The sequence below is a fragment of the Humitalea rosea genome (genome assembly GCF_003253705.1).
Classification (GTDB): domain Bacteria; phylum Pseudomonadota; class Alphaproteobacteria; order Acetobacterales; family Acetobacteraceae; genus Humitalea; species Humitalea rosea.
The window spans coordinates 1-24,345 of record NZ_QKYU01000020.1 but is presented as its reverse complement, the minus strand read 5'-3'; the positions used below and the strand labels follow the sequence as shown (position 1 = coordinate 24,345).

The following is a 24,345-nucleotide window of genomic DNA, read 5'->3' as shown; positions in this document are numbered from 1 at the left end:
CGGCTGGCTTGCGCTTCATGCCGCGGCCCTCCGGTTCTTCAGGCCAAAGAACAGCCAGCCATTCCAGCGCGTGCCGGTGATCGCGCGGGCGATGGAGGAGAGCGACTGGTAGGGGCGGCCCTGATACTCGTAGCCGTCGTGCAGCACGGTGACGCTGTGCTCAACGCCGTGGTACTCGCGGATCAGCCGCGTGCCGGCGATTGGCTTGTCGTCGCCGCGGATGCGTCGAAGGACGGGGTTCCCGCCGTCCAGCTGCTCGCCCAGCGCCTCGAGGCGCTGGATCGTCTCGGCTTTCAGGCCGCCAAAGGCCAGTTCCTGGATCCGGTAGGCCAGGCGGCTCTCCAGGAAGCGCCGATTGTAGGGCGGCGGATCGGCGGCAAAGAGCTCCCGCCATTGCTGCTTCAGGTCCAGCGTGGCGGTGGTCTTCAATGCCGCCAGCCGGCCCAGCACGTCGGCCGGTGGAATGGCGGGGATGGTGGGTGCCGGCGGGGTCCCGGCTTTGGATTTGGTGGCGCGTGTCATGCGGGTCTCCGGTTGGTCCGGTTCGCATCCAGGCGCTGGGGTGCCGGGAAGTGTAGGCCGCGCTCTCCCTGGTCAGCAGCCTCGCGCGCAGCTTCCTCGGCAGCGCGGCTGCGCAGCCGCACCAGCCCTGCGGCCAGGATGCTGCACACCTCGCGGAGGTGCGGTGGGAGGTGCTGGTTGATCGGGTTCGGGGGCATGGCTGGGAGGCAAGATCGTGTCGCCCAACCGAGAAGAACAGCGAAAACAATCTCTTAGCGAAGACAAGCGGGAACAAAAGCACCGCAGCGAAGTTCTGTGGTTCGGGGCGGGGTTCGCGACCAGTAGGCGTCATACGCCGACACGGGAACTACGAGCTACGCTGCACTACTTCTGATTGCGTTACCGCAACCCTTTGGCCATGTTTGCTCTGCCGCGCTTGCGGCTCCGATTCGCGGACGTTGGAGGCTGTTGAGGTTGCGGGAGAAGAGGTGGTCCTTCAGTGGGCGCGATGAAGGCGGCAGCGAACGTCCCGCCGCTACCGGCTGACTCATGGGCCACCAGCGCCTCGGGAAACTGCCAGCCTATCGACTGCTGCCCGAGATCATCAGATATCTCCTGGATGGCGGAACGCCGACAGCTGACCTGGTCGACCAGATCACCAAGGTCGGACAGGACGCGCTGAAACTTGCACTGAAGGACCCTGTCTTCATCGAAGCCCTTTGGCTTCTCGTCCGGCTTCCGCAGGCAGCCAGCTCGGGGGCATTCGCCGACGGCATGGCGGCACTCGGACTTCGGGGTCCTGCGCCCAAGTCGCTGCCCGAGCTGCTCGTGGCATACGACGCGGCTCTGGAACAGGTTCAGCGGCGCAGTTTCGCCGGCGCCACTGACCTGGGCGAAATGGCGCGACAGGCTGCGCTGGGAGCTCTTGCCGAAACGGTGCAACAGCGGCTTCCGGTATTGTGGCAGCCCACGGCAGAGGATCTGCGCCACTCTCTGTCCGCCCTGAAAAATGCGGACGCCTTCGCTGATCTGGCGCAGCGCTTCCATTCCAGGTTTGTGGACCGGGTCATCCACTATTATCTCGACCGAAACCTCCATCGGATGATCGCGCCCGACAGGACAACAAAATCAGTGAACGACCTCGAGGCTTTCAACGGCGCGATCCGGCGACACTGCGATGAGGCATCTCTGATCATGCGTGCCTTCGCGCGAGACTGGCTGGGCAAGAATTTTTTCAAGGAGGGCAAGTCGCTGACCCGCGATGATGTGCGGCGCTTCGCAAGCCACTCCGTCGAGAAGATCCGCATCGAGCTTGCCCAAAGGAAGGGTTCGTCGTGAAGCAGTTCGACATCGAGTGCGGCGTGGCAGCGCCGTCCCACGCTGATGCCATCGCCATGAACGTCCACGGGCCGGGCAAGAACGTCAATCTGCGCGTTGACTACATCACGCGAACGATGGTCGGGAATGTGCCCGACCTGCTGATCGATCTTCTGGAGGTGGCAGCCTACGTCTACTGCGCCGATCAGCGCCTGAAGCGGGGTTCTCTGCAGCTGACGAACTTCGGCGAGAGCTGGCGCCGCAGCCTTCGCTTTTCCATTCCAGTGCGGCTTCCCGAGGTGTGGCAGCAGGACCGCATTCAGAGCATGTTGGCGGACACTTTGGGGTTTCTATCCGATGACAGCTACTCGTTTGAATTCCGAAAGGCCACCGACCCATTTCAGCCTCGGGACGTCTACTTCCATGACCTGATCGACGCATCGCAGGACTGCGACGAAGTCTCCATGTTCTCGGGCGGCGTCGACTCATTTGCAGGTGGCCTGCAGGACGTGGTGCTGGATAAGCGGTCGGTTTGCCTCGTGGGCCATTCATCATCCACCAAGGTTCAAAGTATCCAGCAGACCCTGGTCGACGCCCTCAAGGAGCGAGGCCACGAGCGGCGCATTTCGTACATTCCCGTTTGGGTGACCAACGAGAACGTCAATGCCAACGAATACACCCAGCGAACGCGCTCATTCCTGTTCGCATGCCTTGGCCTTGTGATCGCGCGCATGTCCGGCAAAGACCGCTTCACCTTCTACGAAAACGGAGTTGTCAGCATAAATCCGCCGGTCGCTGGCGATGTGGTCGGCGGCAGGGCGACACGCACAACCCACCCCAGGGTCTTTCGTGGATTGGAAGAGCTGTTCTCGACCCTCCTGGATCGCCCGATTTCCATCCGAAATCCGCTACAGTGGCTGACCAAACGGGAGGTCACCCTGAAGATAAAGGAGGCCGGCATGGCGGACCTGCTGGCCCTGACAAACAGTTGCACGCGGCCGCGCAGCTGGACAACGAAACAGAAGCATTGCGGCGCGTGCTCCCAGTGCATCGACCGTCGATTTGGCGTCATGGCGGCTGACATGGCTTCGTTCGAGCCCGCCGAGAACTATAAGATCGATTTGCTGACGGCTGATCGAAGCGCAAAAGACGACCTGCGCATGGCCGTGAGTTACGTGACTTTCTTCAAAAAGGTGGGATCAACGCCGAAAGAACGGTTCCTGGTGGAATTCCCGGAAGTCGTCTCGGCCCTCGACAGCTTCAACGACCTGTCGGCGGCCGAGGCTGGTAACGGCCTCTACGATCTTTTTCAACGACAGGCCGCAGCGGTCGAATCGGTGATTACTGCCGGCTTGCAGGAGCACTCGCGGGCACTTTTCAGAAACGAATTGCCGCCAGCGTCACTGCTGGCCGTCTGCTTCAGCCGCAGCAGCATCGAAGTTGCACCTCCATCGGATTACGACAAGCAGGCAAAGGCCTTCATTGATCGGCTGTCGGTTCCGGTCCTCGAGTTTGCCATTGATAAGGATGGCAAGGTCGTCGTGTTCCGCGACGGCACGACGCTGAGCGGCGCGAACTTTCGACTCGCCGAGGAGCTCTTGGCCAATTTCCGCGACGCCAAAGCAGCAGGACAGGCCGTCCCATTCCTCGCGCCCGCTGACCTGGCCGTCCGGCTTGGCATTTCCGAGCAATCGATGAGGCAACAGCTCACCCGCCTGCGCACCGCCATCGAGCCTCTCTCCGTTTCGCTCGGCGTCGTGCTGGATCAGAACAGCTTCATCGAAAACAAGGAGCGTGCCGGGTATCGGCTGAACCCGAATCTGCGGGAGCTCTCGCTGGCAGACATGAGGGAACCCCCCGCGCCGTAACGCCCCTGAGCGACCCATGTCACAACGCGGCAGGCTCGATGTCACAGGAGCCGCCTTTTGGTCGCGGTTTCCCGCGGGTTGTATCGCCCCGGACGTCACAAGAAACATCAGGGCTGCGAATATCAGTTAGCCCGTAATCGCCTGAAAATCCTCGCATATCGAGACCACCACGGCGTGTCCGTGTCGGTCTCCGCGAAGGACGACGGAGCGAACAATGGGCATCCAGCATTTGACGCAGAAGGAGGTGGCGCGCCGCTGGTGCCTCAGCCCCCGCACGCTGGAGCGGTGGCGCTGGCTGGGCCAGGGCCCCGCCTTCCTGAAGCTGGGCGGCCGCGTCGCCTATCGCCTCGAGGATATTGAGGCCTTCGAGGCGGCGCAGACCCGCGACGCCACCAGCACCCCGCAGCCGTCCCATGCCGGCATGTCGGTCGCGGCGACCGCCTGATGCCCGCGCTGGTCCGCTACGAGCAGGCCCGCACCGCGCTGGCCGAATGCGCCCGCATCGATGAGGCCTCGGAGGTCCGCGACAAGGCTGCGGCGCTCGCCGCCTATGCCCGCCAACGCGACGACCGCGAACTCGAGGTCTGGGTGCGCGAGATCCACCTGCGCGCCTGCGTGCGCATCGGTGAGCTGAGCCGGGAGCTGGAACGCGCAGACCATGGCGGCTCAGGCGGTGGCTCGAAGTTCCCAGCGGTGGGAATTTCGAAGGCCCAGGCCCTGGCCGATGCCGGCATCTCGACCAGCACGGCACATCGCTACGAGGAACTCGCTGGCGGGCGCGGGGAGCAAGCCCAGGCTGCGGGGCGCGCCGCGATGGAGGCCTACTTCGCGCAGTCCCGCGCCGACGGCACGCCGCCGACCACGACCGGGCTGCGCGGCGCGGTGCTCGATGCCGTGCAGGCCACCATCGGGCCGCCGCCGCCCCGCCCCAAGCGTCCGTCCCCGCCGCCCGAGCCGCCGAAGGTCGCGCCCATCGGCGCCGACTGGGTCGATTGGACCGGCGCCGTGCAGGACCTCGCACGGCTCGACTGTGACCTCCCCGAACTCGCCGCCCGTTCCGCCGCCCTGATGCCGACGCTGCTGCGCGAGGCGCTGCAGGCCGCGGAACGGCTGCGCATCTGGATCAACCTCCTGGAGCCGACCAATGACCAAGCCCACTGAGCGCGTTCGCGCCATCATCCGTGACGCCCGCCGTACCATCGGTTCGCCGGACAATGCACCGGCCGTCGCGAACGCCATCCTTTCGCAGATGTGGACCGCGGTCACCACGGACCAGGACGTGCTGCGCCACCTGCTGGCCCGCGGCCTGAATGCGGAGATCAGGGCCTTCCTTTCTCGGCACTACGACGAGAAGGACGGCTCCGACGCCAAGCAGCTCCGTGCCGCGCAGCTGTCCATGTGGCCGGAGGCGGCGCGGACCTATGTCGAACAGGTGGGGCGTGAGCGGGTGTGGGTCCCCTCCCGCGACGAGTTCGTGGAACTGGTGCCCGATGCCCTCCAGCCCGGTGAGCTGCGCGAGGCCGGGGAGCATCTGCTGCAGCACGGCACGGACTGCATCCGCCGCGGACGCCTCCTGCTGCGCCTCGCTGATCTCTCCCAGCCTGAGGCGTGAGGCCGGCCATGGGCAAATCATCCCGCGACAAGGGCCTGCGCCGCGAGCGCGCCATCGTCGACATCCACATGAAGTGCGGCCTGCGCGCCGAGCGCGTGCCGCTCTCCGGTGCCGTCCGGTACCGCGGCAACAGCGCCGACGTCGATCTCTATGTGCGCGGCGCCGAGCCGGTGAAGGCCGAGGTCAAGGCGCGCGGCGAAGGCGATGGCTTCAAGACGCTGGAGCGCTGGCTCGGCGGCAATGACGCGCTGTTCCTCTGGCGTGACCGCGCCACGCCGATGGTGGTGCTGCCGCTGCATGTCTGGATCGAAATCGCGCGCCGCAGCGTGCGCTGTGCCGACGCCGATGGCGATCGTGTGCGTGCCCACCGCGCGCGCCAGGCCGAGGAAGGCCCGCTGCCGTCGCCCGACGCCATCGCCGAGGTGACGCCGTGAGCCCGCGCACCGGCCAGCACCTGCACGCCATCGGCGAAGCGCTCCGAAACCTCGCCGGCGGCGCGCTGCTGGCCGGCGGCTTCATCGCGCTGCTCTGGGCCGTCGAGTTGGCGCTCGTCCCATGAGCACCACCCCCATGCCGATGCCCGCGCCCGCCCGGCCGCCTGCATCGCCCATCCAGCCGGGCACCTTCTCGTTGAATGGGACCACCATGACCAACCGAACCACTCTGGCGCAGCTGCGCGAGATGGACGTCGCGCAGGCCGCACGCCTGCCCGCCGATCATCTGGCGCTGCTGCTGGAAGAGGTCGGGGCGCTGAAGGCCGACGCCAAGCACCTCGCCGACCTACTGCACGATGCGCTGCATGCCCGCTACGGCGCTCCCGCCGCCGCGGCCCGTCGTGCCGAGGGCAAGGACACCGGCCGCGTCCGCATCGCCGATGACGCCTTCGAGGTCGTCGCCGACCTGCCGAAGAAGGCGGCGTGGGACCAGCCGAAGCTGGCCGCGGCGGTGGCCACCATCGCGTCGTGGGGCGAGGACCCCGCAGACTACGTCACCACCGAGATCCGCGTGCCGGAAAGCCGCTTCACGGCGTGGCCGCCGCGCATCCGTGCGGTCTTCGAGCCGGCGCGCACCGTCGCCACCGGCCGCCCCTCCTACACCCTTGAACAAAAGGACGCCGCGTGATGGCGCACGAACTCCGCATCCAGGTCGCCATCCCGCTCGATGGCGACGCCATGGCGCGCGCGAAGGACGTCGCCGCCTTCGAGCCGACGCTCGACGCTTTCGCTGAGGCGGTCGTCCGCGCCGGCGGCGACATCTCTGTCGACGTGGTGAAGGCCAAGCCGCGCGCCGCGAAGCAGGAGGCGCACTGATGGCGATCTCCCTCGCATCCCTGCGCAGCAGCACCAGCCTCTCACCGCCGCGGCTGCTGCTCTACGGCGTGGCCGGTGTCGGTAAGACAGAGTTCGCCGCTGCCTCGCCTCGGCCCGTCATCCTGCAGACCGAGGATGGCCTTGGCCGGATCGAGGCGACGACCTTCGGGCTCCTGCGCAGCTTCGATGAAATCATGGAGGCATTGGGCGCGCTCTACACCGAGCCGCATGAATTCGAGACCCTGGTGGTGGACAGCCTCGATTGGCTGGAACCGCTGGTCTGGCAGCACACGGCGCGCACGCATAACCAGCCGGACATCGAGTCCTTCGGCTACGGCAAGGGCTACCTCGCCGCGCTCGACACCTGGCGCAGCTTCCTCGACGGCGTGAACGCGCTGCGCGACGAGCGCGGCATGGGCGTGATCCTGATCGCCCACGCCGAGATCAAGCGTTTCGACAGCCCCGAGACGGAACCCTACGACCGGTACCAGCCGAAGCTGCATCGCAGCGCATCGGCCTTGGTGCAAGAGCATGTCGATGCCGTGCTCTTCGCGAACTATCGCGTCAGCACACTGAAGTCGGATGTCGGCTTCAACAAGAAGGTGGTCCGCGGCGTGAGCGGCGGTGATCGCCTGCTGCACACCGCCGAGCGCCCGGCCTTCCTGGCCAAGAACCGCTTCGGCTTGGCCGAGACGCTGCCGCTGTCCTGGCCCGAGCTCGCCGCCGGCATCCCCTTCTACGCGACGCCACCCAGCGCCGCGCCCGCCTCCACCACCGAAGCCCGGAGCTGACCAATGGCATCCCTCAATGGAACCTTTGACGCGACCGAGGTCGCCCCCGCCGTCCCGCTCGAGGTGCTGCCGCCCGGCAAATACCTCGCGCATCTGATCGAAAGCGAGATGCTGCCGACGAAGGCCGGCGACGGCCAGCTGCTGAAGCTGGTGTTCGAGGTGCTGGAAGGCCCCTCGGCGCGTCGGAAGATCTTCGATCAGCTGAACCTGGTGAACCGCAACGAGCAGACGGTGGAGATCGCGCAGCGCACGCTGTCGGCCATCTGCCACGCGGTCGGTCAGGTCCATGTCAGCGACAGCGAGCAGCTGCACTTCAAGCCGCTGATCGTGACGCTGAAGGTCGAGCCGGCCGGTCCCGACAAATACGGCGTGCACCGCGAGGCGCGGAACAAGGTGGCCGGCTACTCCGCGGCCAACGCTGGTGCAGCCACTGGCACCGCCCCCCGTCCTGCCAGCCCGGGGCCCCGTCCGACGCCTGCCGCGCCTCCGCCGGCCGCCCGTGCCGGTGCCGCAGCGACCCCGCCCTGGCGCCGCAATGCCTGATCACCAGCCGGCAGGCCGCCCGCCTGCCGGCCTCCCTCCCTCCATCCAGGATCAGGTCATGGCTGCCCTTCCTCCGCCTGCATGTCCTACCGTCACCGCCATCTACGCGTCCTATGAGGCGGCGGCGGATAGCGGCTATCGCGCGCATCTCGGCGCCTCACTGATCGGCACCGAATGCGAGCGCGCCATCTGGTATTCGTTCCGCTGGGCCACGCGCGCCCGGCATGCTGGCCGGCTGCTGCGGCTGTTCGACACTGGCAATCTGGCCGAGGCCCGGTTCGTCGCCGACCTGCGCCGCATCGGCGTCACCGTCCTGGACCTGGATCCCGCGACGGGGCGCCAGTGGAACCTGCGCGATGCCTCCGGCCACTTCGGCGGCAGCATGGACGCGGTGGCGATCGGCCTGCCCGAGGCACCGACCACCTGGCACGTCTGCGAATTCAAGACCCACAGCGCCAAGTCCTTCGCCAAGCTGAAGACCGAGGGTGTGGCGGCGTCCAAGCCGCTGCATTGGGCGCAGATGCAGGCCTACATGGAGCTCGTGGGCCTCGATCGGGCCTTCTACCTGGCAGTCTGCAAGGACACGGACGAGCTTTATCAGGAACGCATCCGGCACGATGCCGAGGCGGGGCTGCGCATCCTGGCCAAGGCGGAGCGGATCATCGGCGCTGCGCGGCCGCCCGCCCGCATCAGCCAGGATTCGGCCTGGTGGCAGTGCCGCTTCTGCGACCACCACGCCGTCTGCCATGCCGGCGCGGCACCGGAGCGGCATTGCCGGTCGTGCCTGCATGCTTCGCCAGCGCAGGGTGGCGACTGGCACTGCGCCCGGCACGCCGCCCCACTGGACCGCCGCGACCAGGAGGCCGGCTGCGCGGCACATCTGTATCTGCCGGACTTCGTGGCGGCTGAGCAGATCGACGCCGGTGAGGATTGGGTCAGCTATCTGCTGCCGGACGGCACCGAATGGCGTGACGGGGTGCCCGCCGCCGCCATGGGAGTGGCGGCATGAGCCCGATGCTCCACGCCATCGAGCGCAAGGCCGCCTGCGGCACCTGCGTCTTCTGGCAGCTCGCCACCAGCCGGTCGGATGATGGCTATCAGGATGAGGGGCTGTGCCGGCGGCGCGCACCCTCGGCCATCCCCTCCACCAGCATCTGCAGTGACGGCCAGGACATGGGCGGCGAGCTGGGCCTGCTCACGGCCTGGCCGCGCACCTTCAGCGAAAGCGACTGGTGCGGCGAATGGAAGGTCCGCGGCGAATACGCGGGCCGGAACCGTCCCGAGGACGAGGTTTCCGCATGACCCTCTCCCTCCGCCCCTATCAGCGTGCCGCCATCGAGGCGCTCTACGACTACTTCTCGGCCAGCAGCGGCAATCCGCTGGTCGTCATGCCGACCGGCACCGGCAAGAGCCTGTGCATCGCCGGCTTCACCCGCGAGGCGATCGCCGCCTATGGCGATACGCGGGTGCTGATCCTCACCCACGTGAAAGAGCTGATCCAGCAGAACTTCATGGCCATGCTGCGCGCCTGGCCGGATGCCCCGGCAGGCATCTACTCGGCCGGGCTGTCCCGCCGCGACATCCATGCGCAGATCCTGTTCGCCGGCATCCAGTCCATCCACCGCCACGCGCGGCAGGTGCAGCGCTGCGACCTCGTGCTGATCGACGAGGCGCACCTGCTTGGGCGTGGCGACAGCGGCATGTACCGCTCCTTCCTGGCGCAGCTGAACGAGATCAACGCCGGGCTGCTGAAGGTGGTCGGCTTCACAGCCACCCCTTATCGACTCGACAGCGGCATGCTGCACGAGGGCAAGGATCGGCTCTTCACGGACATCGCCTTCCAGGTGCCGGTGCTGGAGATGATCCAGCAGGGCTATCTCTGCCCCGTCGTGCCCAAGCAGACCTCGACGCAGCTCGACGTCGGCGGCGTCGGCACCCGCGGCGGGGAGTTCATCGCCAAGGACCTGGAAGCGGCGGTGGACCGCGACGAGGTCACGCGCGCCGCGGTGGCCGAGATCGTGCAGCACGGCGCTGGCCGCGGCTCCTGGCTGGTGTTCTGCTCCGGCGTGGCGCACGCCCGACACGTCCGGGACGCCATCCGCGAGCATGGCATTTCCGCCGAGACGGTGACCGGCGACACGCCGGGCCCGGAGCGGGACGGCATCCTGGCGGCCTTCAAGGCGGGACGGTTGCGCTGCGTCACCAACGCCAATGTGCTCACCACCGGGTTCGACGCACCTGGCACAGATCTCATCGCGCTGCTGCGCCCGACGAAGAGCGTCGGCCTCTATGTCCAGATGGTCGGCCGCGGCACGCGCCTGGCCGAGGGCAAGGATGACTGCCTGGTCTTGGACTTTGCCGGCAACACCGCCCGGCACGGCCCGATCGACACCGTGGATGGTCGTAAGAAGGAACCCGCCGGCGACGGTGAAGCGCCGATCAAGGTCTGCCCCGAATGCCAGACCATCAACCACGCCAGCGCGCGTCACTGCATCGAATGCGACCACGAGTTCCCACCGCCGGTGGTGAAGGTGGCACCGCAGGCGGCGTCGAACGCGCTGCTCTCGACGCAGATCCAGGCGGCTTGGTGTGATGTCACCGGCATCACCTATGCGCGCCACGACAAGCCCGGGAAGCCCGCCTCGCTGCGGGTGACCTACGAATGCGGTCTGGCGCGGCACAGCGAATGGGTCTGCTTCGAGCACACCGGTTTTCCGCGCGACAAGGCGGTGGGCTGGTGGCGGCGGCGTGCCGGCAATCTGCCGCCCCCGGTGACGGTCGACGAGGCGCTGGCACAGCTCGACCAGCTGCGGCGGCCCATCGCGATCCAGGTGCGGCCGGCCGGCCAGTACACCGAGATCGCTGCGGCGAGGTTCGTGTGAGATGCGCAGCATGTCGTCTCCGCACCGCGCGCGGCTTTGGTTGGTTCGATCCGCGCGTGCTGGCCAGCCAGCCGCTGCCTGCCTGTTCCATGCGCTGCATGAGCGCGCTCTGCCGGAGGTGGGGCGTGGTTGATCCCGACGAGCACGAGATTGCCGCGATAGCGGCGGCCAGCCCGATGGCGGGCGAATACCTGGAGAGCATCGGCAAGACCGACCTCGCGGTGCTGACCGAGGCCGAGTGGCTGACGCTGCTGGAGGTGATCATCACCGCCTACCAGGATGAGCTTGCTCGCCTGCTGGATCAGGGGCGGCACCCGGCGCTACCGCTCGCTGCTGGTGGCCGGCCATGAGCGGCGTCACCTCCGCCCGAGAGGTCGCGCGCCGGCTCGGCATCTCGCACACCGCGATGCAGAAGGCTGAACGCGCCGGACGGATCGCGCGTGAGCCGAATGGCGCGTGGGACATCGAAAAGGTCCGGGCCGGCCTCGCGACCAAGGTCACCCCTGCGCCGCGCAAACCGTATGGTCCACGCGCGAAGCAGCCGCCCTGGGCGAGGGCTGCGCACCATGTCGGCGAGCTCGCGTCGGACATTCGTGGTCCGGCACGCGGGATTCACGCCGAGCTGGAGAGGGCGCGCCAGGCCCTCGAACGCGCCGCTCGCCAAATGGCCGCCCTCTATCCCGAAATCCTGCGCCTGGAGCGCGCCTGCGACGCGGCCATTGCCGCACAGGAGCATGGCAGCGAATGACGGATGCTCCCTCCTTCATGGCCGACTACGGCGAGCGCCTGGTCGACAACGGGTACTCGGTCATCCCCATCATGCCGGGCACAAAGGTGCCGGGGCGGTTCACGGGCGGGGAATGGTCGCCCTATCCCGACTGGACCCGGCATTGCGACCGGCCGACGAAGCCCTTCGAGGTGGACATCTGGCGCCGCTGGCCGGGCTGCGGCGTGGGCATCGCCACCGGCGCGGTAGTGGGCATCGACATCGATATCCTGGACGGCGCGCTGGCCATCCAGATCGCCGAGCTCGCCACGTCGATGCTCGGTGACACGCCTTGCCTGCGGATCGGCCGTGCCCCGAAGCGGCTGCTGGTCTATCGCGCCGCCACGCCCTTTGCAGGCCGGAAGCGCCATCCCCTCGAGCTGTTGGCGCGCGGCCAACAGTTCGTCGCCTATGCTGTGCACCCGGACACGGGCCGACCCTATGAGTGGCCGGAGGACAGCCTGGTGGAGACGCCGCTGTCCCGGCTGCCGGTGGTGGACGAGGCCAGCTGCGCGGCCTTCCTGGACGCTGCCTGGCAGCTCGTGCCCGACGAGGTTCGGGTCAACTCGATCCTGGCGGACGCGCCCACCAGCACCTGGCGCGGCCCCAGCGACCCGAAGGGGACGCGGGACGCCATCGCCGCGGCGCTGGCCTGGCTGCCGAACGACGACCTGCCGGGCAACGAGTGGATCACCGTCGGCGCCGCCATCAAGGCAGCGATCGGCGAGGAGGGGCGCGACCTCTGGCTCGACTGGTCTCGGCGGTCCGGGAAGTCGGGCCAGTCCGGTCGATCCGACACCCCCGAGCGCCGCTGGGCCTCGCTGCGGCCGCACAGCGTCGGCGCGGGGAAGATCTACTGGCTGGCCGAGCAGCGCGGCTGGGTGCCGGATCCCGCTCTGACGCTGAACGGCACGGCGGCGGAGCAGGCGACCCAGCCGCATCCCGCGGCCGGCCTGCTGGCGAAGGTCGCGGTCGCGCCGCTGCCCATCGCGCCGCCGCCGAAGCCGTATCGCGTGCCGCCCGAGCTGCTGCAGGTGGATGGCACGCTGAAGCTGTTCCTGGACTACGCCACGAGCAGCGCCGTCAGTCCGCAGCCGTTCCTCTCGCTGGGTGCCGCCATCTGCCTGGTCGGCGCTATCGCCGGGCGCCGCTATCGCACCCCCACCGACCTGCGCAGTAACCTCTACGCCATCGGCATCGCCGACAGCGGCGGCGGCAAGGACCACGCCCGGCGCTGCGCGAAGCGCGCGATCTACGCCGCGGGCCTCGATCGCTACCTCGGTGGCGAGGATCTCGCCTCGTCGGCGGGGCTGCTCACGTCGCTGCAGCGGCATCCCGCCCGCCTGTTCCAGGTCGACGAATTCGGCCAGTTCCTGAAGCTCGTCCTGAATGCCCGCGCCCCGGCCCACAAGGCGGCCATCTGGTCGGAGCTCACCAAGCTCTACACCTCCGCGGCCGAGCCCTACATCGGCGCGGAATATGCCGACCAGAAGGCGCGGCCGCGCGTGACCATCGAGCAGCCCTGCGCCTGCATCTGGGGGGTCACCGTGCCCGGCCCGTTCTGGTCGGCGCTGGAGGGTGGCGCGCTGGCGGACGGCTCCATCGCGCGCTTCCTGGTATTCCTGACCGACGACGACTACCCCGAGCGCAACGAGGCGCCAGCGCACATGGATCCGCCACCAGACCTGGTGGCGGCGCTGCAGGGGATCGCCCGTGGCGTTCCTGGCCACAGCCATGGCGGGAACATTGCCAACGCCATGGAATCCTCGGCGCCCATCCACGCCTACACGGTGCCGATGGCCCGGGACGCTGAGACCGCAATGGCGCGCGTTCGCCGTGAGGCCACCGACTTGTTGCGCTCACACCGCGGCACCCACGCCACCGCCCTGTTCGGGCGATACGCCGAGAACACCGCCAAGCTCGCGATGATCGCCGCGGTCAGTCGTGATCCCGCCCGGCCAATCACCCAGGCGGCGGACATCACCTGGGCATCGGCACTGGTCGAGCACTGTATCGGCACTCTGCTGCGCGAAGCCGAGCGCCTCGTCTCGGACAATGACACCGAGGCGAATCACAAACGCGTCCTGGAGATCATACGCACCGCCGGCGAGATCAGCCGCAACGCCCTGGTCCGCAAGACCCAGTTCCTGTCGAAGCGCGAGCGCGAGGAAATCTTCGACGCACTCGTCGAGGGCGAACTGGTCGCGCGCAGCATGAAGCCGAGCGGTACCAAACCCACGACGATCTTCACTGCGCGCAGCACACCTGAGGCGACTGGCGGCAAGGAGGCTTCGCCTTGACGCATCCGATTCATCACGCGGCGCGGTGGTCCCCAAACCCAGGTTACAGGCCGGTTCCACGCGCATACGTCAAAACGTCAATCCGTCACGCGGGCGCACACAGAGACATGGGGGCCGCGCGCGTTCGGAGAGAGAGACCCATTGATGAATTGATATATTGATGATTCTCCCAATAGACCCCCCTGGGCACCTGCGCGTGCAAGCGGATGGTGACCGCCTTCCCCCGCAGGGATCGCAGCGCATCCCAGATGGCCCTCAGCCCCCGAGGTCCAGCCTCGACCGCGGCACCCGCAGCGCCACGACCACGCCCGAGATGGAGATGCTGCGCCGCCGCGTCTGGCTGCAGCAGGGCGTCGTCTCGCTGCACCTCGAGGACATCACCGATCCCTGGCTGCGCCAGGCAATCCAGAACGAAGCCGTGCGCCGCTGGGGCCCACGGCAGCAGGAGAAGACTCATGGCCGGTAAGCGGAAGGCGAAGTCCACGAAGCAGAAGGAATCGATGGGGCCCTCGAAGTGGCGGCTCCAGCATGGCGGCTTCTCGGACCCGATCCGCGACGCAGATCCCGAGACGGGCAGCCCTGTGCAGCATCGTCGTGCCGTGGACACGCTGGGCATGATGCTGGCGAACGGGACCATTACCCAGCAGATGCACGACGCTGGTGGCTACTTCCGCGCCCTGTTCCGCAGCGCCGCCCTGGATGGCATGTCGAAGTCGGTGCTGGTCCGCCTGCCAGGCCAGACGGCCGATACCCTGTCCGACCACCACATGGATGCACGCCGCAAGATCGGGGCGGCCCTGGATGCCCTCGGCGGTCATGACAGTGCAGCGGGCTCCTGCGCGTGGCACGTCATCGGCTTGGAGATGTCGGTCCGCGAGTGGGCGATGCGCCAGGGATGGGGCGGACGCCCCGTGGCTCCCCCGCAGGCGCAGGGCATGCTGGTGGCGACGCTCAGCGTGCTGGCAGGGCACTTCGGGCTCGTGCCGCGGAAACGGGCGGCGTGACGGCAGGTGCCTTCATCACTGGAGGCATCCTGGCCGCAGGCATGAAAAATCTCGAAACAGGCATCAGTGATCCAACGTGAAGATGCCCGTCTCCATCATGCGAGGACCGTCTGCATTGCGTGATTTGCAAGCGCAATTTCGGTGAGGAAGTCGGCGGACATCCTCGTACCGGTGTAGAGATCAACGAGCGTAGCGACCTTAAGTGGCATGACGACTGCCTTTCCGCTCACTGGGTGCTTGGCCACGATTGGGCAGAAGGCCACGCAAAGAATTTGGCCGACGGCCTTCCGGTCCTTGAACAGCGTGTTGATCGCACGCTGACCGTTGTCTTCCACGACGGCGGCCACGGCCTTTCTCAATTCGCTGGCTATCTGCCAAGCAACCGGCTGCCAGTCCTGGTAATAGCCGCCCATCGGCCAGAAGCCTGCCTTCGCAATGCGGGGAGTCAAGTGTAGCGCGATGATGCCTTCCCGTGCGGGCGAGCGCTCTATTTGATCAATGCCTTTCGAGATATGGTCATAGACATTCTGAGTGTGTGGAGAACGAATTGTCTTGAAGGCATATGCGCGAGCTGCGGCGCCTGCGTTGTCGAGGATGATTACGTCGGGATTGTTGCCAGTTGACTGGACAGGATGATCGAGGTCGACTTTGCGGCCAAGCGATAAGCACAGGCAGGACCAGTACAACTCGATTAACTTATTATAGGTGTCCGCGTTCGCAGGAGGCTCCTCTGTTAAGTGAATGGTGCCAGCATTCAGCATCTTGAGATGCGGAAGCAGGCAGCGAAAGTCAGCATTTCCCGATACCTCAAGTACCTTAGCCGCCAAGTCGTGGGCGGCGACGGCAGCGGTAAACTCTGGTCGGACTTCATCCGCTGTGCCTGAAAAGCCCTGGCCAATCCGCTTGAGTAGGTACCAGAAGGGCAGCATATCCGCGGCCGTCTGCGGGTGCCGCGGGATACTGACGCCATTGCCGGCCATGAAACATTCGAACTTGTCGACAGTGTCGGATGCGTCGGTCAGCTGGACATCCATGTTATACCTTCCGCAGATGGGCAAATGGCCATCGTAGGAGGTTGAGTACACTGAACCCGCAGCGGTCCCAAGGCGCTTCGATCTCAGCGCCTGCGGCGGTTGTGGCCACCTGCTCCGAAGAAAGCCTCAGCACGATCCGTGTCAGCGCAATCATGCGTAGCAGTGCGAAAGAATGTCGCGTTGCGCACCGAAATCCACACGGCCTATCATCTGGACACCTGGAAAGGGTGCGACCGCAGCGCGGCTCAAGAGCCGCAGCGTCGCTCAGACGAGACAGTGGCTCTCGAGCCGCAGGGTCCTTCCTGGCCCCGCTGTATGCGGGGGGCGGAAGCGCGCAAGTTCGCTAGCGCCAGGCCGGAAATATGGGTTGCGGTTTGCAGCCTTTCCCCGCCGCTTCAAATCGTTAGCCGCAAACTCAGGCCGGGCCGCCGCCTGCAAACTCCCCTGCAAACCGGATGGTGTCATGACGCTCCCCTGGATGGCGGCGAAGATCCTGCTGCGTCCGGTGGCGGAGCTGCGCCCGCATGCCGGCAACGCCCGCGTTCACAGCGCCGAGCAGCTGGAACAGATCAAGGCCAGCATGCTGGCCTTCGGGTTCACCAACCCGCTGCTGGTCGATGAGGACGGCGTGCTGATCGCCGGGCACGGACGTCTGGAAGCTGCATCGGCGCTTGGCATGACCAAGGTGCCGGTGATCGTGCTGCGGCATCTGTCCGCAGCGCAGAAAGAGGCACTGCGCCTCGCCGACAACCGCATCGCGGAGAACGCGACCTGGGACCAGGCGCTGCTGCGTGATGCGCTCGCCGCGGTGCAGGCGGTGCCGGACATCGACCTCGCGGCGCTGGGCTTCTCGGCGGATGAGCTGACCGCGATTCTGGCTGCTGCGGACGAGGCCGTCATCGATGGCGACCCGCCCCAGGATGCGGAACAGCCCATCGACACCCAAAGTGGCGCTGCCGAACCCAATGGTGAGGCCGCGCCGGACCCCGCCGATGCGGATCCGGAGCCGCCGCGCCAGACCGTGACCCGCCCTGGCGACCTCTGGCTGCTCGGAGAGCACCGCCTGCTCTGCGGCGACAGCACCGACGCTGCCTCGGTGGCACGCGTAATGGGTCAGGACCGCGCCGCGCTGCTGTTCACGTCCCCGCCCTATGGAAACCAGCGCGACTACACGACGGGCGGCGGCACGGATTGGGACGCCCTGATGCAGGGCGTGTTCCAGCATCTCGACGCGGCCATGCGGTCGGACGGCCAGGTGCTGGTGAACCTCGGGCTGATCCACCGCGACAGCGAATGGATCCCCTACTGGTCCGGCTGGCTCGACTGGTTGCGCGCCCGCAGTTGGCGGCGCTTCGGCCTCTACACCTGGGACCAGGGGCCCGGCCTGCCCGGCGACTGGAATGGCCGGCTCGCACCCGCCTTCGAGTTCGTCTTCCACTTTAATCGCCAGGCCCGGCAGGCCAACAAGATCGTCCCCTGCAAATGGGCCGGCACGCCAAACAAGGGCAGCGGGCTGCGCGCGGCGGATGGGACCATCTCGGAGTACCAGCACGCCGGCCTGCCGGTGCAGGACTTCCGGATCCCGGACAACGTGCTCCGTCTGACCCGCCACAAGGGCCGTGGCATCGAAACGGAACACCCTGCGGTGTTCCCGGTGGTGTTGCCCGAGTTCCTGATGCGGACCTACACGGACGAGGGCGAGGTCGTGTTCGAACCCTTCGGCGGCAGCGGTACCACGATCCTCGCGGGCCATCGCACCGGACGCCGCGTTCGCGCGATTGAGCTGGCGCCGGCCTATGTCGACCTGGCCGTCGCGCGCTGGCGGATGCTGCATCCCGACCTGCCAGTGACGCTGGCGGACGATGGCCGCGACTATGACGCCGTTGCCGCGGCGCGGACGGAGGTCACCGCCGATGCAGCCTGACCTCGTCGTCTCCGCCCTGCCGGTCGCGGCGCTGGTCCCCTACGCCGAGAACGCCCGCACGCACTCGCCGTCCCAAGTCGCGCAGATTGCGGCGTCCATCGCCGAGTTCGGCTTCGTGAATCCGGTGCTAGTCGACGCCGAGGGCGTGCTGATCGCTGGCCACGGCCGCGTCATGGCCGCGAAGCAACTCGGGCTCGCCTCGGTGCCGGTGCTGCGGCTCGGCCATCTATCCCCGGCGCAGGCGCGTGCGCTGCGGCTTGCGGACAACCAGATCGCCCTGAACTCCGGCTGGGACGAGGCGCTGCTGGCCGCCGAGATCGCGCGCATCCGCGACGAGGCGGTGGTCGACCTGGATGTGCTCGGCTTCTCCGGGATGGAGTTGGACCGGCTGCTGGCCGCGGCCAATGCCGGCCTCGGCGATGACGTCGACGAGGCGCCGCCGCCGCCCGTGGTGCCCGTCACCCGCCCCGGCGACCTCTGGCGCTGCGGCGAGCATCGGTTGCTCTGCGGGGACGCGACCAAGATCGAGGATGTTCAGCGGGCCCTCGGCGCCGGCCACCTGGCCGACATGGGCTTCGTCGATCCCCCCTACAATGTGGCCTATGAGGGCGGCACCGCCGCCAAGATGACCATCGCGAACGACGCGCTCGGCGGTGGCTTTCCCGAGTTCCTGCGGCCGGCGCTGGCCAACCTGCTCTCTGTCACCAAGGGCGCCTGCTACGTCTGCATGTCGTCATCCGAATGGCCGACGCTGCATCGGGTCTGGCAGGAGGCGGGCGGGAAATGGTCCAGCACCATCATTTGGGCGAAGAACACCTTCGCGCTCGGCCGCGCCGACTACCACCAGCAGTTCGAGGCCATGCTCTACGGCTGGAAGGCTGGCGCGCAACACTACTGGTGCGGCGCGCGCGATCAGGGAAATGTCTGGCACTTCGACAAGCCGGCGCGCAACGACCTGCACCCCACCATGAAGCCGGTCGGGCTGGTCGAGCGCGCCATCCGCAACAGCAGCAAGCCGCGCGACACGGTGCTGGACTGCTTCGGCGGATCGGGCACCACCATGATCGCGGCGGAGCGCACGGGACGGCGCGCCGTGCTGCTGGAGATCGATCCTGCCTATGCCGACGTCATCGTGCGGCGCTGGCAGGAGACGACCGGCGAAGCCGCCGTGCTGGAAGGCGATGATCGCATCTTTGCCGATGTCGCGGCGGCGCGCGGCATCGTCGATCATGATGTGATCCAGACCGCCGAATCATAGCAATCGCATAACGCTCCATCTTGCTTGGCTTGTGCGCGGCACAGCGCGAATGGTCCGTCACACGCAGGGGATGCCCTGCACCACGACGGAGACAACCATGACCGACCGCACCGCCCGCGCCGCCCGCAACCAGGAGAACAGCCTGGCCGCCTTCCTCGCGAAGAAGGCCGAATTCGACGGCCTCCTCGCGGAACTCACCCAGGCCAGCGCGGACCATTTCGGCGCGGACCCCGAGACGGTGCTCTGGGGCGAAGCGGCCTGGCTTTCGGATGCGACGGCGAAGCTGAAGGACATCGCGGACCAGCATTTCCGCCGCGGCGAATACGCCCTCTGACGCGGGTCACTCTCGCACCGCCCCGACCGGCAGCGCCGGCGGGGCTCCCGGCAGTAGGGGCCGATGACCGGCACCCGGAACCGGAGACCACCACGATGACGAAGCTTTCCGACACCCAGCGCGTGATCCTGAGCGCCGCCGCCCAGCACGAGATGGGCCTCGCCCGCGCGCCGAAGACCCTGCCGGCCGCGGCCCGCAACGCGGTGTTCCGCAGCCTGATCAAGAACAACCTGCTGACCGAGATCAACGCCCCGCGGGACTTCGTCGGGTTGGGCTGGCGGCAGGACGACGACGGCACCTGGATCGTGGCGCGCATCACGGACGAGGGGCTGCGCGCCATCGGCATCGACCCGAACGAGGGCGACGCGGCGACCGGCGAGCCCGACTGCTCGGGCATCGAGGGCAGCGTGCCCGACACGGCGCTCACGGTGGCGCCCGGCATCACGCTGGGGGAAAGCCCCGCGCCCGCCGCGGAGCCCGCCCAGGCCGCGCCCCTGGCGGAGGAAATCGCCCTGCTCGACCAGGCCCTGGCGGCACGCGCCGACACGCCGCGGACCAGCCTGCGCGATGCCGCCGCGGCGGTGCTCGCCGCCTGGGATGACGAGGCCAACCGCGAGGGCGACATGATCGGCGCCCTCGACACTCCGATGGAGGCGCTACGCACCCTGCTCGCCGGCAAGCCTGCCCGCGCGCCGCGGGATCCCGGCGCGCCGCGGAAGCCGCGCGAGGGCACGAAGCAGGAGCAGGTGCTGGCCATGCTGCGCCGGCCCGAGGGCGCCACCGTCGCGCAGATCGCCGAAGCCACTGGCTGGGCTCAGCACACGGTGCGCGGCTTCTTTGCCGGGCTGAAGAAGAAGGGCCACGCGGTCGAGGTGAAGTCGCGCGAGCGGATGGTCGGCCCGAACAAGACGGGGGCGAAGGGCTCCTTCACCATCTACGGCATCGCCGCCTGACCTCGCCGGCGTCAGGATCAGGGCCCGCCGCTCTGCGGCGGGCCTTCGTGCTTGTCCCAGTACCGCGCCGGACGCCTCGGAGGCTTGATCGCACGGACCAGTTCATCGGGCGTCCAGTTCAGGCGCTTCGCCGCCCGGGCGACGTCCAGCAGCACCCTCCGCGCATCATCCATATACAGCTTCACCATGCGCGGCGTGCCGCAGCGGTGCTCAGCGAGCGCCATCGCCTTCGCAGTCGCTTCGACCATCTTCTCGATGTCTTTCGGTGCGCTCGGCTGTGGCATCTCCACCGTCCTCTGCTCGCCGCACAATGATGCACATCGCGCATCGCGACGCCCATCGAAAACCTACAGTCGACATTGATCATTCGACTTGGCTGCGCTCCGACGCAGCGCGAATCGTCCATCACGCGCAGGGCATCACGCTCCGCCGAGACGGAGACGACGATGAGCCGTGAATCGAAAGTCACAGAACGCCGCTGGATCATCCTCGCTCAGGACGGGCGGCATGTGACGATGGGTCGCGCCGCACCGCCCAGCGAGGCAGAAGTCGAGGCCGCCGCTGTGGCGCTCACCGCGCAGGGGCTGGCCGGCTGGCTCGCTACGCTGGATGGGAACTACTGGTCGCGCCGCCGCGTGGCGCTCACGCCGGTGCAGATGCTTGGCGGCGGCGCCACGCTGGATTGGCCTGCCGCCATCACCGCATTCGAAGTCGCCCGCCAGCGCGCCCTTCGTCCCCTCTGACAAGGCCGGCATCGCCATCACGCGCGGCGGGAGGTCGCCGCCATGCCGGAACTCACCGCCTCCACACGCGAGGCCGCCCGGCGCCTCGGCGTCAGCGACACCGCCATCCACAAGGCCGAGCGGGCGGGCCGTATCGCCCGCGAGCCGGACGGCAGTTGGGACATCGACAAGACCCGCCGCCGGCTGGTGGAGACCGCAGACCCGGTGCGGTCACCGCTCGCCAGCGGCGCTGGCGCGGACGGCACGCCCTTCGCCCGGCTCAAGGTCGCGCAGCTCGCACTCAAGGTGGAGGCGCAGCGCCTCTCGCTGGACGAGACCAAGCGCCGCTTGGTCGACGTCAACGAGGCGAACGCCGCGCTCGACGAGATCGGCAGCACGATGCGCGACGCGCTGCTGAACTGGCCCGCCCGCGTCTCCGGCCTGATCGCCGCCGAGATCAGCGTCGACCCGCATCTGCTGCAGACCATCCTGCAGAGCCACATCAACGACCTGCTGACGGAGGCCGCCGATCGCTTCGATCCAGAAGGCCTCGGAGGGGACCGGTCTTCGCAGCCGTGAGCATGTGCGCCGCCGTGTCGGCGCCATGCTGCGCCCGCCGCCGCAGCTCACCGTGTCGGAATGGGCCGAACGGCATCGCATGCTCGGCAGCCGCGCATCGGCGGAACCCGGTCCGTGGCGCACCAGCCGCACGCCATATCTGAAGGATGTGATGGACGCGCTGTCCGCGGTGCATCCCGCCCGGCGCGTCGTGTTCATGAAGGGCGCGCAGGTCGGGGCCACGGAGAGCGGCAACAACTGGCTCGGCTACATCATGCACCATGTGCCGGCGCCAGCACTGGCGGTGCAGCCGACCGTGGAACTGGCCAAGCGCTTCTCGCGCCAGCGCATCGACCCGCTGCTGGAGGAAACGCCCGCCCTGCGGGAGCGCGTCGCGCCGGCCCGGGCGCGCGACAGCGGCAACACCATGCTTTCGAAGGAATTTCCCGGCGGCATCCTGGTGCTGACGGGGGCGAACAGCGCGGTCGGGCTGCGCTCGATGACGGCGCGGTTCCTGTTTTTGGACGAGGTGGATGCCTATCCCGGCGACGTTGCCGGCGAGGGTGATCCCATCGCGCTCGCCGAGGCCCGGGCGCGCACCTTCGGCTGGCGGCGCAAGGCGTTCCTGGTCAGCACGCCGACCATCGCGGGCCGCAGCCGGATCGAGCGCGAGTACTTGGCCAGTGACCAGCGGCGGTTCTTCGTGCCGTGCACGGCGTGTGGCGAGATGCAGTGGCTACGGTTTGAACGGCTGCTCTGGGAGAAGGGTGCGCCGGAGACGGCGCGGTACCACTGCACCGCCTGCGACCATCCGATGCAGGAGCACGACAAGACCGCCATGCTCGGCGCCGGGGAATGGCGCGCGACGGCGGAAGGCCAGGATCCGCACACGATCGGCTTCCACATCTCGGCGCTCTACTCGCCGGTGGGCTGGCTGTCCTGGGAGCAGATCGCCCGCGATTGGGAGGCAGCCCAGGGCAAGCCCGAGGACATCAAGACCTTCAAGAACACGGTCCTCGGTGAGACCTGGCAGGAGCAGGGCGAGGCCCCGGATTGGGAGCGCCTGGTGGAGCGGCGCGAGGATTTCGCCATGGGCGTCGTGCCCACCGGCGCGCTGGTGCTGACGGCCGGCGTGGACGTGCAGGACGATCGCCTCGAATGCGACGTCTGGGGCTGGGCGGAGGGCTTCTCCTCCTGGCTCGTCGATCACGTGGTAATCCAGGGCAGCCCGCGCGACCGGGAACCCTGGGACGAACTGGCCAGGCTCCTGGCGCGTGACTGGCCGCGGCAGGGTGGTGGCGCCATGCGCATCGCCCGTCTCTGCGTGGACACCGGCGGCCGCGACACCGCCGCCGTCTATGGCCACCTGCGCCGCCTGCGGGATCCGCGGATCGCGCCGACCAAGGGCATCGACGGCTGGAATCGGGCGCAGCCGGTGCAGGGCCCCACGCCGGTGGATGCGCTGGTCAACGGTCAGAAGCTGCGTCGCAGCCTGAAGCTGTGGACCGTGGTCCGCTCGGCGCCGGACCGGCTGGGCGACGCCTTCGGCACCAGCGCGATCCAGGCCAGCGATGTCTTGACCGTCGCCATCGCCGTGCTGCCCAGCGTCGAGGCGGACGACACCTTCACCCTGGGCACCGACATCCTGACCGTCCTGCACGCCGAGCGCGACGCGGCAGGCATTGCCTGGCGCGTCTTCTGCCGCCGATAGGAGAACCGCCATGATCGATCCGGAGCGCATCGGCGCGATCATCGGCGAGGCGCTGCTGGCCGGCGCGCTGGGAGCGCTCGGCGCCGTGGCACGGCTGACCTCGACCGGGCGGCCGATGCTGAGCGGCGCCTTCCTGCTGCACACGCTGGCTGGTGGCAGCCTCGGCACCGGCGCCTGGCTGGTGGCGCGGGTGCCGCATGGCCACTGGAAGACCATGACCTTCCTGGCCGCCCTGCGCTCCGATCGCATCGAGGCACCTTGCGTGGTGGACGGACCGATCAACGGCGTGATCTTCGCAGCCTGGGTCCAGCAATTCCTCGTGCCCACCCTCAAGCCGGGCGATGTTGTCGTGCTCGACAACCTCGGCAGCCACAAGGGCGTTGCCGTTCGACGCGCCATCCGGGCCGCCGGCGCCCACCTGCTCTTCCTGCCGCCATACAGCCCCGACCTGAACCCGATCGAGATGATGTTCGCCAAGCTCAAGACCCTGTTGCGGAAGGCCGACGAACGCTCCATCGCCGCGGTCTGGAACCGGATCGGCACCTTGCTCGGCGAGTTCTCACCCGCCGAGTGCGCCAAATATCTCAAACACGCAGGATACGCTTCAATGTAAGAGGATCAGGCTCTAGGTGGTGTGGACACTTATCTCAGCCATAGGATGGTTGCGGCGAGGGTAACGACGCTGAGGTAGTTCCTGGCGGTTTTCTCGTAGCGGGTTGCCACGCGGCGAAACTGTTTGAGCTTGGAGAAGCAGCACTCGATCAGGTGGCGCTGGGCGTAGAGATGTTTGTCGAGCGGATATTTGCGAGCGCGGGACGGGTTGTTGGGAATGACAGCGACAGCGCCCTTTTCGGCGATCGCGTGGCGCAGAGGATCTGCGTCGTAGGCGGTGTCGGCCATGACGACATCGGCGGGCAGGCCTTCGATCAGGGCATAGGCCTGCGGGCAGTCGCCACG

At 67.8% G+C, this 24,345-nt stretch carries 30 protein-coding genes and 1 pseudogene; 27 read left to right on the top strand and 4 right to left on the bottom strand.

What is annotated here, in order from left to right:
* Positions 1-15: 15 nt before the first annotated feature.
* Positions 16-522 (bottom strand): DUF2924 domain-containing protein, encoded by a 507-nt coding sequence (locus tag C8P66_RS16695; protein WP_111399418.1) that lies wholly within the window; start codon positions 520-522, stop codon positions 16-18.
* 528 nt (positions 523-1,050) lie between these two features.
* Here C8P66_RS16695 and C8P66_RS16690 point away from each other — a divergent pair.
* The 19 genes from C8P66_RS16690 (at position 1,051) to C8P66_RS16610 (ending at position 14,894) form a co-directional block, all read left to right on the top strand.
* Positions 1,051-1,839 (top strand): hypothetical protein, encoded by a 789-nt coding sequence (locus tag C8P66_RS16690; protein WP_111399417.1) that lies wholly within the window; start codon positions 1,051-1,053, stop codon positions 1,837-1,839.
* The gene (locus C8P66_RS16685; RefSeq protein WP_111399416.1) at positions 1,836-3,686 is read left to right on the top strand and encodes a 7-cyano-7-deazaguanine synthase; all 1,851 of its coding nucleotides are present in this window, start codon (positions 1,836-1,838) and stop codon (positions 3,684-3,686) included. The genes C8P66_RS16690 and C8P66_RS16685 overlap by 4 nt, the downstream gene beginning before the upstream one ends.
* 214 nt (positions 3,687-3,900) lie before the next feature.
* A complete protein-coding gene (locus tag C8P66_RS16680) occupies positions 3,901-4,131 on the top strand; it encodes a helix-turn-helix transcriptional regulator (RefSeq protein WP_111399415.1) in 231 nt (76 codons plus the stop codon).
* Entirely contained in the window at positions 4,131-4,847 is a 717-nt protein-coding gene (locus C8P66_RS16675; RefSeq protein ID WP_111399414.1) for a hypothetical protein, read from the top strand. The genes C8P66_RS16680 and C8P66_RS16675 overlap by 1 nt, the downstream gene beginning before the upstream one ends.
* Positions 4,831-5,298, top strand: a complete 468-nt coding sequence (locus C8P66_RS16670) for a hypothetical protein (protein ID WP_111399413.1) — start codon at positions 4,831-4,833, stop codon at positions 5,296-5,298. The genes C8P66_RS16675 and C8P66_RS16670 overlap by 17 nt, the downstream gene beginning before the upstream one ends.
* Positions 5,295-5,732 (top strand): hypothetical protein, encoded by a 438-nt coding sequence (locus C8P66_RS16665; protein WP_211314178.1) that lies wholly within the window; start codon positions 5,295-5,297, stop codon positions 5,730-5,732. The genes C8P66_RS16670 and C8P66_RS16665 overlap by 4 nt, the downstream gene beginning before the upstream one ends.
* A complete protein-coding gene (locus C8P66_RS24745) occupies positions 5,729-5,857 on the top strand; it encodes a hypothetical protein (RefSeq protein WP_281271356.1) in 129 nt (42 codons plus the stop codon). The genes C8P66_RS16665 and C8P66_RS24745 overlap by 4 nt, the downstream gene beginning before the upstream one ends.
* On the top strand, positions 5,854-6,420 hold the full coding sequence (locus C8P66_RS16660; RefSeq protein WP_245903625.1) for a hypothetical protein: 567 nt from the start codon (positions 5,854-5,856) through the stop codon (positions 6,418-6,420). The genes C8P66_RS24745 and C8P66_RS16660 overlap by 4 nt, the downstream gene beginning before the upstream one ends.
* Positions 6,420-6,608, top strand: coding sequence for a hypothetical protein (locus C8P66_RS16655; protein ID WP_111399412.1), 189 nt, complete (start codon positions 6,420-6,422; stop codon positions 6,606-6,608). The genes C8P66_RS16660 and C8P66_RS16655 overlap by 1 nt, the downstream gene beginning before the upstream one ends.
* Entirely contained in the window at positions 6,608-7,399 is a 792-nt protein-coding gene (locus C8P66_RS16650; RefSeq protein ID WP_111399411.1) for an ATP-binding protein, read from the top strand. Before C8P66_RS16655 ends, C8P66_RS16650 begins: the two co-directional genes overlap by 1 nt.
* A gap of 3 nt (positions 7,400-7,402) precedes the next feature.
* A complete protein-coding gene (locus C8P66_RS16645) occupies positions 7,403-7,942 on the top strand; it encodes a DUF669 domain-containing protein (RefSeq protein ID WP_111399410.1) in 540 nt (179 codons plus the stop codon).
* Between the two features lie 58 nt (positions 7,943-8,000).
* The gene (locus C8P66_RS16640) at positions 8,001-8,951 is read left to right on the top strand and encodes a PD-(D/E)XK nuclease family protein (protein WP_111399409.1); all 951 of its coding nucleotides are present in this window, start codon (positions 8,001-8,003) and stop codon (positions 8,949-8,951) included.
* Complete coding sequence (locus C8P66_RS16635) at positions 8,948-9,244, top strand: hypothetical protein (protein WP_146422920.1); 297 nt, start codon at positions 8,948-8,950, stop codon at positions 9,242-9,244. Before C8P66_RS16640 ends, C8P66_RS16635 begins: the two co-directional genes overlap by 4 nt.
* Entirely contained in the window at positions 9,241-10,824 is a 1,584-nt protein-coding gene (locus C8P66_RS16630; RefSeq protein WP_111399407.1) for a DEAD/DEAH box helicase, read from the top strand. Before C8P66_RS16635 ends, C8P66_RS16630 begins: the two co-directional genes overlap by 4 nt.
* Before the next feature lie 125 nt (positions 10,825-10,949).
* On the top strand, positions 10,950-11,174 hold the full coding sequence (locus C8P66_RS23605) for a DUF6511 domain-containing protein (protein ID WP_146422918.1): 225 nt from the start codon (positions 10,950-10,952) through the stop codon (positions 11,172-11,174).
* Positions 11,171-11,572: a hypothetical protein gene (locus C8P66_RS16625; RefSeq protein WP_111399406.1), complete on the top strand. Its 402-nt coding sequence runs from the start codon at positions 11,171-11,173 to the stop codon at positions 11,570-11,572. Before C8P66_RS23605 ends, C8P66_RS16625 begins: the two co-directional genes overlap by 4 nt.
* A gap of 17 nt (positions 11,573-11,589) precedes the next feature.
* Positions 11,590-13,890, top strand: coding sequence for a bifunctional DNA primase/polymerase (locus tag C8P66_RS16620; RefSeq protein ID WP_158537280.1), 2,301 nt, complete (start codon positions 11,590-11,592; stop codon positions 13,888-13,890).
* A 313-nt stretch (positions 13,891-14,203) separates the two neighbouring features.
* Positions 14,204-14,356, top strand: a complete 153-nt coding sequence (locus C8P66_RS16615; RefSeq protein WP_245903623.1) for a hypothetical protein — start codon at positions 14,204-14,206, stop codon at positions 14,354-14,356.
* On the top strand, positions 14,346-14,894 hold the full coding sequence (locus C8P66_RS16610) for a hypothetical protein (RefSeq protein ID WP_111399404.1): 549 nt from the start codon (positions 14,346-14,348) through the stop codon (positions 14,892-14,894). Before C8P66_RS16615 ends, C8P66_RS16610 begins: the two co-directional genes overlap by 11 nt.
* A gap of 95 nt (positions 14,895-14,989) precedes the next feature.
* Here the strand turns inward: C8P66_RS16610 and C8P66_RS23600 are convergent, their stop codons facing one another.
* Positions 14,990-15,928 (bottom strand): hypothetical protein, encoded by a 939-nt coding sequence (locus C8P66_RS23600; protein ID WP_146422916.1) that lies wholly within the window; start codon positions 15,926-15,928, stop codon positions 14,990-14,992.
* Positions 15,929-16,406: 478 nt separating this feature from the next.
* Here C8P66_RS23600 and C8P66_RS16600 point away from each other — a divergent pair, with 478 nt between their 5' ends.
* The 4 genes from C8P66_RS16600 to C8P66_RS24435 all read left to right on the top strand — a co-directional run bounded on the left by C8P66_RS16600 (position 16,407) and on the right by C8P66_RS24435 (position 20,397).
* Positions 16,407-17,852 (top strand): site-specific DNA-methyltransferase, encoded by a 1,446-nt coding sequence (locus C8P66_RS16600; protein ID WP_245903622.1) that lies wholly within the window; start codon positions 16,407-16,409, stop codon positions 17,850-17,852.
* Positions 17,842-19,110 (top strand): site-specific DNA-methyltransferase, encoded by a 1,269-nt coding sequence (locus C8P66_RS16595; protein ID WP_111399401.1) that lies wholly within the window; start codon positions 17,842-17,844, stop codon positions 19,108-19,110. Before C8P66_RS16600 ends, C8P66_RS16595 begins: the two co-directional genes overlap by 11 nt.
* Before the next feature lie 97 nt (positions 19,111-19,207).
* Positions 19,208-19,444, top strand: a complete 237-nt coding sequence (locus C8P66_RS16590) for a hypothetical protein (protein ID WP_111399400.1) — start codon at positions 19,208-19,210, stop codon at positions 19,442-19,444.
* Between the two features lie 95 nt (positions 19,445-19,539).
* Complete coding sequence (locus C8P66_RS24435; RefSeq protein WP_245903620.1) at positions 19,540-20,397, top strand: DUF3489 domain-containing protein; 858 nt, start codon at positions 19,540-19,542, stop codon at positions 20,395-20,397.
* A 17-nt stretch (positions 20,398-20,414) separates the two neighbouring features.
* Here C8P66_RS24435 and C8P66_RS16580 read toward each other — a convergent pair whose 3' ends face one another.
* On the bottom strand, positions 20,415-20,681 hold the full coding sequence (locus tag C8P66_RS16580; protein WP_111399399.1) for a hypothetical protein: 267 nt from the start codon (positions 20,679-20,681) through the stop codon (positions 20,415-20,417).
* Between the two features lie 162 nt (positions 20,682-20,843).
* Between C8P66_RS16580 and C8P66_RS16575 the strand changes: the two genes are divergently transcribed.
* From C8P66_RS16575 to C8P66_RS16560, 4 genes and pseudogenes are all read left to right on the top strand, one after another.
* The gene (locus C8P66_RS16575) at positions 20,844-21,140 is read left to right on the top strand and encodes a hypothetical protein (RefSeq protein ID WP_111399398.1); all 297 of its coding nucleotides are present in this window, start codon (positions 20,844-20,846) and stop codon (positions 21,138-21,140) included.
* A gap of 42 nt (positions 21,141-21,182) precedes the next feature.
* Positions 21,183-21,698: a MerR family transcriptional regulator gene (locus tag C8P66_RS16570; RefSeq protein WP_111399397.1), complete on the top strand. Its 516-nt coding sequence runs from the start codon at positions 21,183-21,185 to the stop codon at positions 21,696-21,698.
* A gap of 4 nt (positions 21,699-21,702) precedes the next feature.
* A complete protein-coding gene (locus C8P66_RS16565) occupies positions 21,703-23,388 on the top strand; it encodes a head-tail joining protein (protein ID WP_342768020.1) in 1,686 nt (561 codons plus the stop codon).
* 169 nt (positions 23,389-23,557) lie between these two features.
* A pseudogene (locus C8P66_RS16560) lies at positions 23,558-24,001 on the top strand (IS630 family transposase); the annotation flags it as partial.
* A gap of 29 nt (positions 24,002-24,030) precedes the next feature.
* On the opposite strand, the gene C8P66_RS16555 reads toward C8P66_RS16560, so the two are convergent.
* A partial coding sequence (locus tag C8P66_RS16555; protein WP_146422914.1) for a transposase occupies positions 24,031-24,345 on the bottom strand: 315 nt, incomplete at its 5' end.